Source organism: Hyphomicrobium sp. ghe19 (assembly GCF_902712875.1).
In the GTDB taxonomy this organism is placed as follows: Bacteria; Pseudomonadota; Alphaproteobacteria; order Rhizobiales; family Hyphomicrobiaceae; genus Hyphomicrobium_B.
Map to the genome: position 1 here is coordinate 1,083,602 of NZ_LR743509.1, position 16,789 is coordinate 1,100,390.

The 16,789-nt window shown below is 59.9% G+C and carries 15 protein-coding genes and 1 tRNA gene; 10 read left to right on the forward strand and 6 right to left on the reverse strand.

The window, feature by feature from the left end; translation table 11 throughout:
• Positions 1-72 precede the first annotated feature (72 nt).
• From lepB to AACL53_RS05120, 6 genes are all read left to right on the forward strand, one after another.
• Positions 73-831, forward strand: a complete 759-nt coding sequence (lepB, locus tag AACL53_RS05095) for a signal peptidase I (protein ID WP_339083138.1) — start codon at positions 73-75, stop codon at positions 829-831.
• A 21-nt stretch (positions 832-852) separates the two neighbouring features.
• A complete protein-coding gene (gene rnc / locus AACL53_RS05100; RefSeq protein WP_339083140.1) occupies positions 853-1,560 on the forward strand; it encodes a ribonuclease III in 708 nt (235 codons plus the stop codon).
• The gene (era, locus tag AACL53_RS05105; RefSeq protein ID WP_339083142.1) at positions 1,553-2,491 is read left to right on the forward strand and encodes a GTPase Era; all 939 of its coding nucleotides are present in this window, start codon (positions 1,553-1,555) and stop codon (positions 2,489-2,491) included. Before rnc ends, era begins: the two co-directional genes overlap by 8 nt.
• A 21-nt stretch (positions 2,492-2,512) precedes the next feature.
• On the forward strand, positions 2,513-3,232 hold the full coding sequence (gene recO / locus AACL53_RS05110; protein WP_339083144.1) for a DNA repair protein RecO: 720 nt from the start codon (positions 2,513-2,515) through the stop codon (positions 3,230-3,232).
• 639 nt (positions 3,233-3,871) lie between these two features.
• Positions 3,872-4,849, forward strand: a complete 978-nt coding sequence (locus AACL53_RS05115; RefSeq protein ID WP_339083146.1) for a hypothetical protein — start codon at positions 3,872-3,874, stop codon at positions 4,847-4,849.
• A gap of 215 nt (positions 4,850-5,064) precedes the next feature.
• Positions 5,065-7,083 (forward strand): acetyl/propionyl/methylcrotonyl-CoA carboxylase subunit alpha, encoded by a 2,019-nt coding sequence (locus AACL53_RS05120; RefSeq protein WP_339083148.1) that lies wholly within the window; start codon positions 5,065-5,067, stop codon positions 7,081-7,083.
• A 157-nt stretch (positions 7,084-7,240) separates the two neighbouring features.
• On the opposite strand, the gene AACL53_RS05125 is transcribed toward AACL53_RS05120, so the two are convergent.
• On the reverse strand, positions 7,241-8,089 hold the full coding sequence (locus tag AACL53_RS05125) for a LysR family transcriptional regulator (RefSeq protein ID WP_339083150.1): 849 nt from the start codon (positions 8,087-8,089) through the stop codon (positions 7,241-7,243).
• A gap of 242 nt (positions 8,090-8,331) precedes the next feature.
• Between AACL53_RS05125 and AACL53_RS05130 the strand changes: the two genes are divergently transcribed.
• Positions 8,332-8,712, forward strand: coding sequence for a hypothetical protein (locus AACL53_RS05130; protein WP_339083152.1), 381 nt, complete (start codon positions 8,332-8,334; stop codon positions 8,710-8,712).
• A gap of 105 nt (positions 8,713-8,817) precedes the next feature.
• On the opposite strand, the gene lipB is transcribed toward AACL53_RS05130, so the two are convergent.
• On the reverse strand, positions 8,818-9,525 hold the full coding sequence (gene lipB / locus AACL53_RS05135) for a lipoyl(octanoyl) transferase LipB (protein ID WP_339083154.1): 708 nt from the start codon (positions 9,523-9,525) through the stop codon (positions 8,818-8,820).
• 252 nt (positions 9,526-9,777) lie between these two features.
• On the opposite strand from lipB, the gene AACL53_RS05140 reads away from it, so the two are divergent.
• Positions 9,778-9,864, forward strand: a tRNA-Leu gene (locus AACL53_RS05140).
• Positions 9,865-10,015: 151 nt separating this feature from the next.
• Here AACL53_RS05140 and AACL53_RS05145 read toward each other — a convergent pair.
• Positions 10,016-11,536 carry a Do family serine endopeptidase gene (locus tag AACL53_RS05145; RefSeq protein ID WP_339083156.1) on the reverse strand — a complete coding sequence of 507 codons (1,521 nt, stop codon included), beginning with the start codon at positions 11,534-11,536 and terminating at the stop codon, positions 10,016-10,018.
• A gap of 327 nt (positions 11,537-11,863) precedes the next feature.
• On the opposite strand from AACL53_RS05145, the gene AACL53_RS05150 reads away from it, so the two are divergent.
• Positions 11,864-12,424 carry a DUF1269 domain-containing protein gene (locus tag AACL53_RS05150; protein WP_339083158.1) on the forward strand — a complete coding sequence of 187 codons (561 nt, stop codon included), beginning with the start codon at positions 11,864-11,866 and terminating at the stop codon, positions 12,422-12,424.
• Between the two features lie 111 nt (positions 12,425-12,535).
• On the opposite strand, the gene AACL53_RS05155 is transcribed toward AACL53_RS05150, so the two are convergent.
• The gene (locus AACL53_RS05155; protein ID WP_339083160.1) at positions 12,536-13,645 is read right to left on the reverse strand and encodes a polysaccharide deacetylase family protein; all 1,110 of its coding nucleotides are present in this window, start codon (positions 13,643-13,645) and stop codon (positions 12,536-12,538) included.
• Between the two features lie 239 nt (positions 13,646-13,884).
• On the opposite strand from AACL53_RS05155, the gene AACL53_RS05160 reads away from it, so the two are divergent.
• Entirely contained in the window at positions 13,885-14,325 is a 441-nt protein-coding gene (locus AACL53_RS05160) for a GNAT family N-acetyltransferase (RefSeq protein ID WP_339083162.1), read from the forward strand.
• A gap of 8 nt (positions 14,326-14,333) precedes the next feature.
• Here AACL53_RS05160 and AACL53_RS05165 read toward each other — a convergent pair whose 3' ends face one another.
• On the reverse strand, positions 14,334-15,347 hold the full coding sequence (locus tag AACL53_RS05165) for a DUF6232 family protein (protein ID WP_339083164.1): 1,014 nt from the start codon (positions 15,345-15,347) through the stop codon (positions 14,334-14,336).
• 81 nt (positions 15,348-15,428) lie between these two features.
• Entirely contained in the window at positions 15,429-16,769 is a 1,341-nt protein-coding gene (locus AACL53_RS05170; RefSeq protein ID WP_339083166.1) for a hypothetical protein, read from the reverse strand.
• Positions 16,770-16,789: the final 20 nt, after the last annotated feature.

A 16,789-nucleotide genomic window follows, 5' to 3' on the forward strand; every position in this document is an offset into this window, starting at 1 on the left:
TCGCTATAGCGGACCGCCTAACATTAAGCGAGCCCCGGCCAATGCCGCCTGGCGGCCCAGAGGAGCCTGCGGATGAGCGTTGGTATTAAGACGTCGAGATCGAGTTGGTTTGAAACACTCGTCATCGTCGTCGAAGCACTCGCCATTGCGATGTTCGTCCGCATCTTCTTTTATCAGCCGTTCAATATCCCCTCGGGCTCGATGAAAGAAACGCTGCTGATCGGCGATTATCTTTTTGTTTCGAAGCTATCCTACGGGTACAGCAAGTTTTCGTTCCCGTTCAGTCCCAACATCTTCGAAGGACGGATTTTCGGCGCCGAACCGAAGCGGGGCGATGTTGCCGTCTTCAAGCTGCCGCGGGATAATTCGACCGACTACATCAAGCGGGTCATCGGGCTGCCGGGTGACGAAATTCAGATGAAGAACGGCCAGCTCTTCATTAACGGTGCCGCCATTCCGAAGGAGCCCGCGGGCGAATTCACGACGTTCGAGGAGGGCCGGGAGCGGACCATTCCGGTGTTTGAGGAGACACTTCCGAATGGCGTGAAGTACAAAGTCCTCGATAGCGACCCGAATGGACCCTATGACAACACGGGAGTCTACAAGGTTCCTGAGGGTCACTTCTTCATGATGGGTGACAATCGCGACAATTCCACCGACAGTCGTGTTCGAAGCGCAGTCGGGTTCGTCCCTTATGAGAATTTTATCGGTCGTGCCGAGATCATCTTCTTCTCCGCCAAAGTCGATGAGCCCGATGCCTTCCGGTGGTACGCGCCTTGGACCTGGCCGTTTGACATCCGCTGGGACAGGTTCTTCACTCTCGTGCGGTGACCGCCACGCGGCATTTGCGCCATGCTAAGACCTCGGAAGTTCAAAGAACTCGAAACCAAACTGGGATATAAGTTCAAGGATCCCGCGCTCCTGGAGCGTGCGCTGACGCACGCGAGCGTTCGCGGCGGAAAAGTTGCCCGGTTCGACAACGAACGCTTGGAATTCATCGGCGATCGCGTTCTGGGTCTTGCGATCGCGGAGGCGCTCAACGGGCAGTATCCCGACGCGAGCGAGGGCGAACTCGCCCGCCGTTACAATCGCCTCGTCCGCGGGGAGGCCTGTGCCAAGGTCGCTCGCAACATCGGGCTCGGCGACCATCTCATTCTTTCGGAAAGCGAAGCCGACAGTGGCGGCCGAAACAAAACAACCATCCTTGCCGATGCCGCGGAAGCCCTCCTCGGCGCGGTGTTCATCGACGGCGGGTTCGAGAAGGCGCGCGGCGTCGTCCACCGGCTCTGGCGGGAGCAATCCGAACTCGTTCCGGAAGTGTCGGTCGATGCTAAATCGGCTTTGCAGGAATGGGCGCAGGGCCAGGGGCTGGCACTCCCTCGATATACGGTTGTCGCGCGCAATGGGCCGGATCACGCGCCTCGATTTACGGCCGAAGTCTTGATCGCCGGTAAGGCGCCCGCACAGGGCGAGGGGGCATCGAAGCGCATTGCTGAGCAGGCCGCAGCAACTGCACTGCTAACCCGAGAAGGCGTAGGAGCGCGCATAGGCGATGTCTAAAAATACTACAGGTTCAGCGCCGCTCGACGCCGGTGACCGGCGATGCGGATTCGTTGCCGTCATTGGGCCGACGAATGCCGGCAAGTCGACGCTCGTCAACGCGCTCGTCGGCGCCAAGGTCGCGATCGTCTCGCATAAAGTTCAAACGACCCGGGCTCCCATTCGCGGTATCGCGATGGAAGGGAACAGCCAGATCATCTTCATAGATACGGCCGGTATCTTCAATCCGAAGCGCCGATTGGATCGCGCGATGGTGGACGCGGCGTGGGGCGGGCTCGAAGATGCCGATGCGGTGCTGCTCGTCATCGATGCGGCAGCCGGCATGGACGACGATGTGAAGGGCATTATCGAACGGCTCAAATCGGCTCGGATGCCGAAGATCGTCATCTTGAACAAGATTGACCGCGTGGATGACAAACCTAGGCTCTTGTCGCTGGCGAAAATGGTCGATGAGCAGCTTGCTCCCGACCGTATTTTCATGATCTCGGCGACGGAAGGTCAGGGCATCAAGGATCTGCGGACTTATCTCGCAAATCTCGTACCTCCGGGTCCGTGGCACTATTCGGAAGACGATGTCACCGACGTGCCAATGCGGACGCAAGCGGCTGAGATGACGCGTGAAAGCGTCTATCGCTTCCTGCATCAGGAGCTGCCGTATACGACAACGGTCGAGACTACGGACTGGAAGAGCCTGAAGGACGGCTCGGCGCGCGTCGAACAGACGATTTACGTCGAACGCGACAGCCAGAAGAAGATCGTGCTCGGCAAGGGCGGCGATACGATCAAGAAAATATCGAGCACGGCGCGGCATGCGATCGAGGAGATGGCTGGCCACCGGGTGCATCTGTTCCTATTCGTCAAAGTGCGTGAGAACTGGGAAAGCGACCCTGAGCGTTATCGGGAAATGGGTCTGCCTTTCCCCAAATCGTAAGGCGCCGGTACCTGAGTCCATATGCAATGGTCCGATGAAGGCATTGTTCTTTCGGTAAAGCCCCACGGCGAGACAGCCGCGATCGTCGATTTATGGACGAGAGCTCATGGTCGGCACATGGGGCTCGTGCACGGCGGCCGCTCGCGACGGCTGCGTCCCGTTCTTCAGCCGGGCAACCACATCGATGCGGAGTGGAAGGCGCGTCTCGTGGACCAGCTCGGCACCATGAGCGTCGAGATGCGCCGCGCCTTCGCCGCCGAGGCTATGGACGACGCGCAGGCATTGATGGCGCTTTCTTCCATCACGACCCTCACGCGGCTTCTGCCTGAGCGCGATCCGCATCCCAATCTCTACGAGATCACGCTTTTCGTTCTCGGCTTTCTCAATGATGCGACCGTGTGGCCGGCGCTGCTCGTCAGATGGGAGATGGCGCTCCTCGATGAGCTGGGCTTCGGCCTCGATCTCAGTCAGTGCGCGGCAACGGGGAGCAACGATCAGCTTATCTACGTTTCGCCGAAGTCCGGTCGCGCCGTCTCGGCATCGGCGGGCGAACCCTATCGCGATAAGCTTCTGGCGCTTCCTCAGTTCCTGACGAAACAGCGATCCGGCGCGGTGACGACGCAGGACGTCAGTCTCGGGTTCGCGCTCACCGGGCATTTCATCGAAAAGCATCTTCTGCTCCCGCGGGGAGAAACGCTCCCGCAATCGCGCGCGCGGCTCGTGTCACAGCTTGCGGCCTGAAGTTCGGTCGTGGGAATTTTTTCGCGGTCACCGACGCTTATTCAATCGCCGCGGCGACGGATGTCCGGGACGCATTCGTTCTTCTAACAACTGCGAAGCGAAGTGATTGCGGGATCACGCGGCTTTGCGGCAAGCGACCGCGCCGCGGAGGATTTTGCCTACTGCCGGCAGGAGCAATTCCACTGGCCACGTGCGCCCAGAACCGCACTCAGCCGGATGAGCCCGTTCGGAAATCCCCCCTTCCGGACGGGCTTTATTATTTCGATGATTTTTTGGTTGCGTCCGGCAACTCCCCCTGCGGGGAGCCGGCCGCCGGACGCGAGAGTCCGAGAGGAGCCGAGAGAGCCTTCAGCAACCATTCATTCTGAGGTGTAGATAATTCTTTTCGAAACTTACCCGTCGCGCACGCGGGAGCATGACGGGAGGTTACGGGGGTCGCAGCGGGGAGCTGCGGCCCCCGAACGTCTTTAGCTTTCTGTGATGACCGCGCCACAGTGCCATCGACGGCCCTTTTGGATGTTCAATTTCGTGCGGCTCTTAAGTCGCAATTAAGTATCACGACCTACGCTTCTCACCATGTAGTTGGCCTGGGTGTGGGGGCATTCGATGAGTGGGCTGCGGTCGTTGCCGATAAACGAGATGTTAAAGCGTCAAACGATCGGGTTGACCGATATTTTGCATTTGCGGCGCGTCTTTTATGATGATGGCATCATCTCGGCGGATGAAGCGGAAATTATCTTTGCGCTGAACAACGCTTGCCATGCGTATCACCCCGAATGGCCCGAATTCTTCATCGAGGCCATCACCGATTATATCGTCTATCAGGAAGCGCCGCGCGGCTATATCACGGCCGACAACGGTCGTTGGCTGATCGATCGCGTTTCCAGAGACGGGAAGATCGATACGAAGACGGAACTCGAACTTATCGTCAATGTCCTCGACAAGGCGCGCTGGGCGCCGGTCAGTCTCGTCAAGTTCGCGTTGGAGCAGGTGAAGCATGCTGTCGTCGACGGGGCGGGTCCGCTGCGCGATGGCAAAGCTATCGAGGCCCGCACCATCAGCGAAGGCGAGGTCGATCTTCTCCGCCGCATCCTTTACGCCTTCGCGGGTGATGGGAACGTCGCGGTGACGCGCGCCGAGGCCGACGTTCTATTCGATATCGACGAAGCGATTTCGGCGTCCGCGCCCAATCCCGCATGGACCGATCTCTTCGTGAAGGCCATCGCGAACGTCATGATGGCGGCATCCGGCTATGCCGTTCCCTCGCGCGAGGAGGCGCTTCGGCAGGAAGCGACCCTCGAGGAGCCGGAAGAGCAGACGTCCGTTCTCGCCGCACTCCTTTCGATGGTGCAGTCGAACTTGGCTTCGGTGCAGGACGCCTATCACGATCAGACGGTAGAGGAGCGGGCGCTGGCCCGGCTCGAGCATCAGCGCATCGAGATCATCACGCATGAGGAAATCACCGAAGCGGAGGCGACTTGGCTCGTCAGCCGTCTCGGCCGCGACGGCCGCTTGAGCCCGAGCGAGAAGGCGCTGGTCTCTTATTTGAATCACGAAAGCCCGCGGATTCACCCTGTTCTCACCGAGGCCGTCTGCCGACTCGGCGACGCGGCCTGAGGCGTTAACCCGCCTCTCTTCAGCGACGGCCCCACCGCCCAGGTGAACGGCCGCCGCCCACGATCTTTAGGCGTGCGGCAGCGGATCGCACAGCTAGTGGCATCGGCCTACTCGTGGCGTGTTTACGACGCCTTCCACACCCTCTAGAAGGGCGTGTTGCCTTGCGACAAGCTGAGGCACTTGAAAGTGCTTACGGGAAGGACCGGGACCCGCCGATGTTCAAGAAAATTCTGATTGCCAATCGCGGTGAAATCGCCTGCCGCGTTATCAAGTCGGCGCGCAAAATGGGCATCAAGACGGTCGCGGTCTATTCGGATGCCGATCGAGACGCCCTTCACGTCGAAATGGCGGACGAGGCCGTCCATATCGGTCCCGCGCCCGCCAATCAGTCCTACTTGCTGATGGATAAGATCATCGCGGCCTGCAAAGCGACGGGCGCCGAGGCGGTTCATCCGGGCTACGGATTTCTCTCGGAGCGCGAGGCGTTTCCGGTCGAGCTTCAAAAAAACGGCATCGTCTTCATCGGGCCCAATCCCAGAGCCATCGCTGCGATGGGCGACAAGATCGAGAGCAAGAAGGCGGCCGCCGCCGCCAAGGTCTCGACCGTCCCCGGCTACATGGGCGAAATCAAGGATGCCAAGCACGCGGTCGAGATCGCGAACCAGATCGGCTATCCGGTCATGATCAAGGCCTCCGCGGGTGGCGGTGGCAAGGGTATGCGCATCGCCTACGACGCAAAAGAAGCGGCGGAAGGTTTCGAGCTTGCCCGTTCCGAGGCCAAGTCGTCGTTCGGAGACGACCGTTGCTTCGTCGAGAAGTTCATCGAGAACCCTCGTCACATCGAAATTCAGGTGCTGGGCGATAAGCACGGCAATGTCGTTTATCTCGGCGAGCGCGAATGCTCCATTCAGCGCCGTAACCAGAAGGTCCTCGAGGAAGCGCCGTCGCCGTTGCTTGACGAGAAGACCCGGAAGGCGATGGGCGAGCAGGCCGTCGCCCTCTCGAAGGCCGTCGGTTACGACAGCGCCGGCACCGTCGAATTCGTCGCCGGCCAGGACCGCTCGTTCTATTTTCTTGAAATGAACACGCGTCTCCAGGTCGAACATCCGGTGACGGAGCTCGTGACCGGCGTCGACCTCGTCGAGCAGATGATCCGGGTGGCGGCAGGCGAGACGCTTCCGTTCAAGCAGGCGGACATCAAGCTCAAGGGCTGGGCCGTCGAAAGCCGGGTCTACGCTGAAGATCCATTCCGGAATTTCCTGCCTTCGATCGGCCGTTTGGTTAAGTACCGTCCTCCGGCTGAAGGCAGCAAGGACGGCGTCACGGTTCGGAACGACACCGGCGTCTTCGAGGGCGGCGAGATCTCGATGTACTATGACCCGATGATCGCGAAACTTGTCACGCATGCGCCGACCCGCGAAGAGGCGATCGACGCGCAAGCGGCCGCTCTCGATGCGTTCTATATTGACGGCATTCAGCATAACGTGCCGTTCGTCTCGGCGATGATGCAGCATCCGCGCTGGCGCTCCGGCAAGATTTCAACGGGCTTCATCAAGGAAGAATACCCGGAAGGGTTTGTGCCTCGTGCGCCCGAAGGCAATGATCTGGTCACGCTCGCCGCGGTCGCGGGGACGATCGATCATCTCGGCAATACGCGCCGCCGCGATATCACGGATCAGATGTCGGGACACTCGGTCAACTTTGCCAAGCGCCGTATCGTCAGGATCGGATCGGCGGAGGTCGAGCTCGAAGTTCTGGGCGCGATTCCTGGTCCTTACTACGTGTCGATCCTCGACGGCGACGGCCAACCGACGAAGACGATGGAGATCACGTCGGAGTGGTGGCCGGGCGAACCCGTCTGGTTTGGTACGGTCGACGGGGCGGATGTCGCCGTTCAGGTACGTCCAATTTCCAACGGCCTGACGCTTTCCTATCGTGGCATTCAGGCGCCGACGTACGTTTACACGCAGCGCGAGGCCGAGCTTGCCGCGCTGATGCCGGTCAAGGTTGCGGCCGACATGTCGAAGTTCCTGCTGTGTCCGATGCCGGGTTTGGTGAAGGCCGTGAATGTTTCCGAGGGCCAAGAGGTCAAGGCAGGAGACAATCTGGCGATCGTAGAGGCCATGAAGATGGAGAACATCTTGAAGGCCGAGCGCGACGGCAAAGTGAAAAAGGTTGCGGCGAAGCCCGGCGACAGCCTCGCCGTCGACGCGGTCATCCTCGAGTTCGCCTGAGTTTTTCAATATGGGGCCGGCGGGCCCGCGTCTGCGGGGCCTGCCGCCTGAGAAGAGATCACACTGTGCCTAGCGGCATTTCGCGTTGGCGATGCCGGCCGCCAGGAAGAGACTCCCCTGTTGGGAGCCGGCCGCTAGGCAAAAAGAGAGATAACGATCAGCCGAGCTTCGCGGCCGCTCGCCTCAATCCCCGCAGAATAGGCTCGTAAGCCTCTTCGTTCCGCGTTTCGGGATAGACCATATAGACCGGGTAAACGAATTTTCTCGAGCGTTTGGGTTCTCTCACCCGGCCGCGCGCGATCAGTTTGCGCACCATGCGCGCCGGAAAATACCCCGAGCACTCGTTCGCCAGAAGATAATCTAGGCCCATCGGTCCGAGATCGAGGCTGATCGCGGGGTTGGCGTGCTCCGGAAATGCGGCCGCGTGATCCTGCAAGAAATCGGCGCCCCAATCGACGAGCAGATAGTCGTTAACTCCCCGCCGCGCTGACGGTTTCGCTGAGGAAACCAAAACAAACTCTTCGTCAAACAGGTGTTCGATGGTCAGGCCCGGGGGAGGCGACGGCCGATACATGATCGCGAGATCGAGCGTCCCTTCTATCAAGCGTTGGCTCAATATCGGCGACGAGCCGGCAGTCGCGGAAACGGCGATGCCGGGGATCTGAACCCTCAGTCCCGTGACCCATTTCAACAGGAATCCACCCCAAAGGCTCATCGGTGCGCCAACTGAGACGTGCTCGGGATGCTGATCGGCGAGCGAGACCTGCAGTTGAGCCTGCTGCCAAACGCGGACCATCGCGAGCGCATGCTTCTGGAAGAGTTCGCCGGCGCCGGTGAGTTCCGCGCCGGACTTGGAACGTGTGAAAAGTGGCCGTCCCAACAGGTCTTCGAGGCCTTTGATGCGTGCGGAGACGGTTGATTGGGTAATGTTCAGTTTGCGTGCGGTGTCGACGAAGCTTCCAGTCTCAGCGACGACGAGAAAAGTGCGAGCGAGATTGACGTCCATCGCGTGTGATCCTCATCGAGGCGTGGAAAACTCATCTATCGAAATTTCCGATATCACCAAACGTCAAATTTCGTTTGTGCATTGTCTTGAATCTTATCAATGTCAAGTCGACCTGACTCGAGTCGGGTCGACAGACGTGCGTCTGTCAACGATCAAACGGAAGGACGATTCAAAATGGCTAAAGCTGCAAAGAAAGCCGCCAAGAAGGCCCCTGCCAAGAAGGCAGCTAAGAAGAAGAAGTAATGAATTTCTGCCGCGATCGCAGGAGCGGCCGTTTTGACCTTCTGGCTCTTACGGCTAGCGCGATCGCAGTTCTTCTTATGACCTCGGCTGCTTCTGCAGCAGCCACGATTACCAACCGAGGTGATAACGAGGTCAAGCTCACCATCACCCAGGGCTCATCTCACCAAGATGAGATTCTGCCAGTAGGTAAGGTGATCGACGGGGTCTGTCAGAAGAGCTGCATCATCCGCCTTAACGATAGTGTGAATGCCGAGTACGAACTCGAAGGTTCGGAAAGCGTCTCGGTCGAAGAGGGATTTCTCTACTACGATTCTCCCGAAAAGGGGCTCGCGCCGCCCGCTGGCAGCGCCTCGAAAGCGGGAGAGAGGAAGATAAGGTAGAGAAAAGGTTGCGGCATCGCCTGTTTGGCGCTTGTGTCCCCATCGGATGCAGGCGCCTTTTTCTTTTGTGGAGCCGCGATCGAGGGCCGATCGCCCGCTTTCAGACTAGATTTTCAGCGCTTTGCCCGGCTCAACGAGCTTCGTCGGTCCGAAAATCTGTTGAAAACTTCCGCGTAGTGCGACGTCGACATCATAAAGCGTCACGGGTAAGCCGAGGTCCGCCAAGCTTGTCACGCCATGATCGCGGATGCCGCACGGGACGATCCCGCTAAACTGGGAGAGATCCGGGTCGACGTTGAGGGCAATGCCGTGGCTCGATACCCAGCGACTGACGCGCAGGCCGATCGCGGCGATCTTGTCCTCGATCATTTCGCCCTTTGACGGCCGTCTCACCCAGATGCCGACGCGGTCACGCCGGGTTTCACCCGTCACGTTGAACTCGGCGAGCGTGTTGATCAGCCATGTTTCCAGATGGGTGATAAACTCGCGGATGTCGCGGCCGCGCGTTTCGAGGTCAAGCATGACATAGGCCACGCGCTGACCCGGGCCGTGATAGGTGAACTGACCGCCGCGGTTCGTTTGATAAACAGGGAGCGAGCCGGAATTCAGAAGGTCTTTTTCCTTCGCACCCGTGCCGGCCGTGTAGAGCGGCGGATGTTCCAAGAGCCAGACCAGTTCCTTCGCTCGGCCCTCCCGGATCGCTGCCGTCCGTCGCGCCATGATGTCGAGGGCACGATCATATTCGACGTAGCCATTGCTAACGGTCCAATCGACGGCGGCAGACGAGTTTGCAATCGATATTTTGGATGGCATCGGCGTCAATCTGGATGCTTCATTGACGACGGGGACCCGCGAAAATGGGCGAAACGACCGCTGTTTCGATGGCTCGACGCGGAGCCTATCGTGACCTGCTCATTATATAGAGTGAGTCCGATCCGATGAGTTCGACACGATCCTGTCAAACTGCCGCTTGCGTTTGTGGTAGGGCTCTGTTACGTCGGCGTCTTCGCGGGACGGGGCAGCGCCAAAGCCCTTCGCGAATTCCAGATCTTACGGGTCTGAACTGCGGTTGTGGCGGAATTGGTAGACGCACTACCTTGAGGTGGTAGCGCTGGAAACGGCGTGAAGGTTCGAGTCCTTTCAACCGCACCATTAATTTTCAAGTGCTTACGTACTTGAGCAAGGCTTCAATACGGAGCCGTCCGCCAACTATTGGCGGGCGGGCTCCGTTTTTTTTTGTGCCGATGCTCCTCCGGTGGAGTGGTGAATCGCTTTCCGCCTCCAACGTTAACGCGCTGGGTCTTTAAGCGGTCGGCATGGCGACGTAGCGATTGCCCTGAGCCGTCTTCAACTGCATCAGAACAGCGCGCTTGCTCTGCTTCCTGGCGTCCTGTAGCGCCTTCGTCACATCATGCGGGCCCGATACGGCCTTACCTCCGACCGAGAGGATGATGTCGCCTTTCTGGATGCCCTTATCGGCAGCTTTGCCGTCGGGATCGATGGTCACCACGACGGCTCCGTCGGGGCCTGCGCCTTCCACCTGATTGGCTGGCGCGAGCGTCATGCCAAGCTTCGTATCGCTGCCCGCGGGCGGCGCTAGCTCCGCCGTCTTGCCGCTCGGATAGGCCGCGACAGTCAGGTCGATAGTTTTATCGTGCCCGTCGCGAATGAGGGCTATGCTGACAGTTTTTCCGGGCGGGATGGCGGCGATCGTGCGGGCTAGGTCGCGTCCATCCTTGATCGGCCTTCCATCTACGGAAACGATCACGTCCCGAGACTTGAGGCCGGCCGAAAGCGCCGGGCCACCGTCTTGCGGCTCGTCAACCAAGGCGCCTCTCGCCTCCTTCAGGCCGAGGCTGTCGGCGATATCGGCCGTCACCGGCTGGATCGATACGCCAATCCAACCGCGTACGACCTGACCCGATGATTTGAGCTGTTCGGAAACGCGTTTTGCGGTTTCGGCGGGGATGTCGAAGGCGATGCCGACTGAGCCTCCGGAGGGTGAAAATATGGCGGTGTTCACGCCGACGACTTCGCCCTTCTGGTTGAAGGTCGGGCCGCCCGAATTGCCGTTATTGATCGGGGCGTCGATCTGAATGAAATCATCGTAGGGACCGGCGCCGATGTCGCGTCCATTGGCGGACACGATGCCGGCGGTGACGGTGCCGCCGAGGCCAAACGGATTGCCCATCGCCACAACCCAGTCACCGATGCGCGGCGCCTGCGAGGCAAACCGCACGTACGGGAAGTCGGATGATCCCTCAACTTTCAGAAGGGCGATATCCGTTTTCGGGTCGGTGCCGGCAACCTTCGCCTGGTAGCGCTTTCCGTCCTCCATCGCGATCTCGACGGTCTTGGCGTGATCCACGACATGATTGTTTGTAATCATATAGCCGTCTGCGGAAATGAAGAAGCCGGAGCCCTGCGCTTGCATCAGATGCTTGCGTGGCTCGGTATTGCCCTGTTCCGACTGCGGATCGGGTTGACGGAAGTCGAAGGGCAGACCCTGAAGCGGATTGTCTCCGTCGTCCTGTCCCGCCGCATCTGCGACGTCATCGATCCGTTCCGATTTGACGAACACGGAAACGACCGCGGGCTTCACGCGCTCGACGAGGTTAGCGAAGCCCGGCTCGCCTTGGTCAGTGGACGTGGATGCGCTGAGGTTCGCGACCGGCGTCAGCATTGAAGAGCCTGGCAGGTTGCTATTATTGGCAAAGACCGCGGTCGTGCCGAGCGCGGCGATAATTGCGGCGCAGGCTGCCAGCGTTCGTTTGTGGGAAGCGATTATGCCCTTCACTTTGGGGGTGCTTGCCGTGTCATTCATCTTGGTCGTTCCTAAATAAATGAGGCCTGATGCAATGAGGGACGTGCGCGTTCAGGCGCATCGGGGGGAACCCTGAATTTGCCTGCGCCAATCTTTCCGGAAGCCGTCCAACGCCTTAAAATTCAGAAAGCAATGGTGATGCGGCGGCGCGCTTCGCGAACACCGGGACGGCCGGAACGTTCATGCAGATGCGATGGTTACTGACCTGCGATGGTTGCCGCCTGAACCGGGCAAGCCGACATCGTCCAATTTGATCTATTTCCTTGGCAATGAAGTTGGATCGTTCGGCGCAAGATCAGCACGCCCATCAACGCTGGAGAGAACGCCATGTCCGATCTGATCGTTATCGTTTATCCGACCGAGGCGAAAGCCGAGGAAATGCGCGCGAAGCTTCTCGATCTTCAAAATCAGTATCTGCTGTCGATCGGCGATGCAGTCATCGCGGTGAGGCGTGAAGACGGCAAGGTGAAGCTCAATCAGCTCTTGAACACGACGGCGGCGGGCGCTGTAACCGGCGGCTTTTGGGGCACCCTGGTCGGCCTGATCTTTCTGATGCCGCTATTGGGCGCGGCGGTCGGCGTCGCCTCCGGAGCGCTGGGCGGGGCACTGGCCGACTATGGCATCAACGACGACTTCATGAAGCAGCTCGCGTCCAAGCTTAAGCCTGGAAGTGCCGCCCTGTTTGTCGAAATCCGGAAGATGACGGAAGACAAGGTGTTGGAGGCGATCAGAGGCACGGGCGGCGAGCTGCTGCAGACGTCGCTCGATCATACGAAGGAGCAAGCTCTGCGAGAGGCAATTTCCGCTCACTTGCCGCCGCCTTCGGAAGGGTCGCCAACAATGCCCATGGAGGGCGCCCAGCCGCCGAATCCAAATCCGACGTCCTAATTTCCATGGCAGCCGCTTGTCGGGTTGCACTTGAAGCGCGTCGCGCACCATGGGACCGTCCCGCGCATCGGGCAGATCCGCGTGAGCGATGGTGCTGCGGCTAGCGTAGGGTCAATTGAAGAACGACCAGGGCAAATCCGGTTCCTTCGGCTTGCTGCCCTTTTTGGTTTTGGCAGCAGACGCCGGAGCTTCCGAAGTTTCGCCCGATAGACCGTCCGAAATCGACGGCTTGGTCGAGATTTTCTTGTAGCGGGACGCTTTGTGCTTCGATCCAGGCGGTGCCATTGCGGCGACGTCTGTTTCCTCCGACGGCGTAGGCGCAGGCGACATCGGCCATACAATCGAGCGCGCCGCGATCGGATTTGCGGCCTTTTTTGCGGACTTTGCAGCGATGGCCTTAAGGGCCGCGTCGTCATAGGACGCGATCGTCTCGATCTGCCCCTTGGGTACGAAGTGGACGACCTTGAAGCCGCGCTGCTGAAGTTCCTTCAATAAATCGGGGAGCATGGCGGCCGTCCACGCGTGAATATCGTGCATCAAAATGATGCCCTTCTTGGTCTTCGCAAGCTGGGCAAGGATGCGTTGCTCGACAACTTTCGGGCTGCGCGTCAGGTAGTCCTTGGAGTCGACGTCGACCCAGATCGCTCCGATATCCCGGTCCTTGAGATAACCCGAGGTCTGCTTGGTTCCGTTCAGATAGGGAAAGCGGAAAAGCGGCGCGACGGGTGCTCCCTTGGCCAACGATACCGTCGAAATCGAAGCTTCGATTTCCTGCTGGGCTTTGGCCAGCGAGACGGCGCGGAGATTCTTATGCGACCACGTATGCGTGCCGACGGTGTGGCCTGCAGCCGCTACTTCCCGAACCATCGCGGGATCGGAGAGGGCCATCTGGCCGACCATGAAGAAGGTCGCTTTGGTGCATTGGTCGGCGAGCGCTTTGAGAATGGGCTTCGTCACCGATCGCGCCGGACCGTCGTCGAACGTGAGGACGACTTCGCCATCGTTGAGCAGCTGTTGAGCGCCCCGGTAGTCGCCGCCGATATCGCCGCCCGCTGCCGGGTCGATTTCGACGACGCGCGAGACACCCAAGCGCGTCGTATCACCGGCGCAGGCGTCCAACTTAACGGAGTCGCCGGCTTCGAACTCGGCCGAAAGCGGATTGTACGCTGCAAACGCCAAAAGCGACGCCAAGGCCGCAATGTAAATCGAAGGTTGCCGCATCTTTCTCGCTTCGTGCCCAGAACGAAGCTGCACTTGTACGGGCGAGCACATCAATGTTCAAGGAATGGGCATTACGGGCCATCGATCGCTTTTCTTCTGTTACTGAATAGCCGCGATAACGGGCGGGCCGTTTAAATGGCAGGCAGGACTGCGGTTGTGCAGGGCGGCTGACATCGCGTGCCGCGTGCTGCATAGAGGCAATCCGCGTCACAGAAACGTTAAATTGGAAGGTGCAGCAGATGGCGGTCAGCGTCATGCCGGTGGTGGCGAGCGACGAGCAAGAGTGGCTAATGCTCTTTCGGGATTACATCGCTTTCTACAAGGCGAGCGTGCCCAAGGATGTCATCGCGCTGACGTGGCGCCGTCTTCTCGCCCGAGAGGATAACATGATGGCGCTGATTGCTCGCGACGCCGAGGGGCGCGCGGTCGGCCTTGCGGCTATCGTCTTCCATCGGTCGACTTGGTCGCCCACCTGGTATTGCTATCTTGAAGATCTCTTCGTCGCGTCAGACGTGCGCGGGCAGGGTGTCGGCCAGGCGCTGATCGCGGCGACGTACGCGGAAGCGGATCGCCGCGGTGCGGACCGGACGTATTGGGCGACCCAGGACGACAATGCGACGGCTCGCAAGCTTTACGACCGCGTCGGTCAGCTGACGGAGTTCGTCCAGTACCGGCGATAGGCCGTTCGTCAGACGAGGCCGTCGATGTGGTCGAAGAGTTCGACGGCTTGCGGATAGGCTCCGAGAATTTGGGACATCTCGCCGGAAAGCTCGCGCAACCTGACTTTTTGTGCCGAGGTCGGCGTTCCGGCACGCATGAGCAACTCGAGTTCGGACAGGCGTTGCTCGAGATGCTGGGTGCCCGCCTGACGCGCATAGAAGCGGTGCATTTCGACGATTGCTGGAAGGACGCCGGTGTAATCGATGAACGCGTCGGCCGATTGGCTGGGCGCCGCCGCTCCGTTCAACGCCGGCGACAGTGCCGGTTGGCCGCGCTGGGGCTGCGCCTGCGGCTGCTGTTGCGGGCGAGGCGCGGGGCCGGAAATTTCTGCGGGACCTTGGGCGGGACCCGGGCGCGGTCTCTGAGCGGCAGGCTGTGAATTTCGGTCCGGAGCGGCGCCGCTATTGCCTGGCTGGGCGGGGCGGCCGCCGGTCGTCACGTGTTGTTGGCCCGGTGCGTGGCCGCCGGAGTGAGCGGGCCCGAGATTTTCGATCTGGCCTCGCTCGAAGTTGACGCTGAACGTCATCGACTCGTCGTTGCGGTTGATCTTCTCGGTGAGGATGCTGCGGACTTCTTCGAGAATAGAGCGGTCGGGCGCGGAAAATCGCGAGAGGATCCCATCGTTCGAAGAGATCAGCAGATAGTGCGTTTTATCTTCGGGGCGAACCGCGAGGCCCGCGAATGCTAGTGCAATGAAACCAAGTACCACCGTTGCGCCGGTGGGCGTCAGCGGACCCCATGAGACATCCGGCCGCATCGAACCCAAAGTCATCAGGAGGAACAATGCCGCGAGCAGCCAGAAGAGCGCCGTCGGCCGCGCGGTGACGTGCGTTCCAACGCTGATCGTCGAAATGTTGGAGATCGCGATCGTTCGCGTCGGCGTCGACAGCACGCGGTGGTCGACACGCAGCGACGCGAACGTCTTCGTTGCCGCCGCGCTCTCTCTAATCTGTCCCGAAAACACCATCGCATGCCTGATCATGGGACAACGTAATAGTCCGAGCGGGAACATAGTCGATGCGGCACGGAAACAGAAGCCTCGGCGCCCGGTTACACAGGCTTTTCAGCTTGCGGGGACGTCGAGTTTGCGCGTCAAATCTTCGAATTCCCTACGCAACTCATCGCTTTTGAAGATTTGCTCGAAGCTTGGGGCTTCGAGTTTCTGAATTGCTTCGAACGATGTCGAGCTTTCGCGAATCAAATTTCGAAGCTGCACGCTCGCTTCCACCGTCTCATAGGTGTTGTCCGCGATCTTCAGGTCGTGCGTCGCCTTGAGGCGCGCTCCGGCAATCTGTTCGCGCTGCTGCTGCAGATAGCGCTTGTATGCTTTTGCCGCTTCATCGGCGACCTGCTGGCTCGCGCGGTTGGACTCGAGTGCGCGCTGCTGGTCGGGCCGATTTTCGGCTTTCATCAATTCGCCTGTCCGGGTACGCGCGGCTGCGATATCGGCGATGATGGCGTCGAGTTTCGGCAGATACTGCGTGTCGATTTTCGTGATGGTCGCGTCTTGCGCCTGGACCAGCATCGCAAAGAGGGCGGCGTGCATGGCGAAATAGCGCCGGGCCGCCTCCATGTTATCACCCGTCGTGCCGATCAGCTTTGCCAGTTGCCCGTCGATCATTTTCGCCGCGTTGAATACGGCAACGAGGCGAACGAGATCGCCCGAGAGCACGCTGTCGAGCAACAGATCGACTTGATCCGGAGCGAGATCGATGCCGGAGTTCTTCAGAGCCGAAGCGATCTCGGATTTTTGGCTTTTGATCTCGGCGTGGTTTGCTTCGATCCTTTTTTTGTTCTCCGTGATCTGGTCTTCGATCGAGGCGACCGTGTCATTCAGGATGCCGGGGAGCGTCGCGTCTTTGGGCGCAACGAGCTGCTTCTCCTTCAGCTTGACGTTCGCGTCCTCGAGTTCCCGGATGTTGTGACGTAGGACTTCCACCCGCTTTTGCACTTCGACGACTGGCGCGTTGGTGACGATCGCAAGGGCGGCATCGAGGAGATCGCGAACCTTGGCGTTGCGATCTTCGCGCGTCTCCTTCCAGAAGGGAGGAATGATGAATTCGTCGCGGCTCGGCAGTTTACTCGCGCCCACCCGCGTCGTTGCAGCATCCCTCAGGATCGCGTCAATCGCGGTCATCAGCGCCTTGGCCTGCTCGTACTGGGGATCGCCATCGCGCGGATCGGCGATCGCTGCGGGCGGCGTGGGCATCGCGGGCTTCGTCGATTTTTTAGTGGGATCGAGTGCGTTTTCGGGAGCTTCCGCCGCGGTCTTGCCTTCGACCGTCTTCAGCCAATCGGCAATGGCGTCGCGCTTCGCGGTCTGGGCGTTAACGCCGCTCGACAGCCCAAGCATCAAAATAATCGCGAGATATCGAGCCCTTGCGGGTCCCTGCTTTGCCGACATCGACGCCTCCACAGCCGCAA

Coding starts and splice junctions, on each gene's coding strand:
- AACL53_RS05145 (WP_339083156.1), bottom strand. CDS start 11,536: ATGAATGACACGGCAAGCACCCCCAAAGTGAAGGGCATAATCGCTTCC.
- AACL53_RS05125 (WP_339083150.1), bottom strand. CDS start 8,089: ATGGACGTCAATCTCGCTCGCACTTTTCTCGTCGTCGCTGAGACTGGA.
- era (WP_339083142.1), top strand. CDS start 1,553: ATGTCTAAAAATACTACAGGTTCAGCGCCGCTCGACGCCGGTGACCGG.
- AACL53_RS05150 (WP_339083158.1), top strand. CDS start 11,864: ATGTCCGATCTGATCGTTATCGTTTATCCGACCGAGGCGAAAGCCGAG.
- AACL53_RS05165 (WP_339083164.1), bottom strand. CDS start 15,347: ATGATCAGGCATGCGATGGTGTTTTCGGGACAGATTAGAGAGAGCGCG.
- lepB (WP_339083138.1), top strand. CDS start 73: ATGAGCGTTGGTATTAAGACGTCGAGATCGAGTTGGTTTGAAACACTC.
- recO (WP_339083144.1), top strand. CDS start 2,513: ATGCAATGGTCCGATGAAGGCATTGTTCTTTCGGTAAAGCCCCACGGC.
- AACL53_RS05115 (WP_339083146.1), top strand. CDS start 3,872: ATGTTAAAGCGTCAAACGATCGGGTTGACCGATATTTTGCATTTGCGG.
- AACL53_RS05120 (WP_339083148.1), top strand. CDS start 5,065: ATGTTCAAGAAAATTCTGATTGCCAATCGCGGTGAAATCGCCTGCCGC.
- rnc (WP_339083140.1), top strand. CDS start 853: ATGCTAAGACCTCGGAAGTTCAAAGAACTCGAAACCAAACTGGGATAT.
- AACL53_RS05155 (WP_339083160.1), bottom strand. CDS start 13,645: ATGCGGCAACCTTCGATTTACATTGCGGCCTTGGCGTCGCTTTTGGCG.
- AACL53_RS05160 (WP_339083162.1), top strand. CDS start 13,885: ATGGCGGTCAGCGTCATGCCGGTGGTGGCGAGCGACGAGCAAGAGTGG.
- lipB (WP_339083154.1), bottom strand. CDS start 9,525: ATGCCATCCAAAATATCGATTGCAAACTCGTCTGCCGCCGTCGATTGG.
- AACL53_RS05170 (WP_339083166.1), bottom strand. CDS start 16,769: ATGTCGGCAAAGCAGGGACCCGCAAGGGCTCGATATCTCGCGATTATT.
- AACL53_RS05130 (WP_339083152.1), top strand. CDS start 8,332: ATGAATTTCTGCCGCGATCGCAGGAGCGGCCGTTTTGACCTTCTGGCT.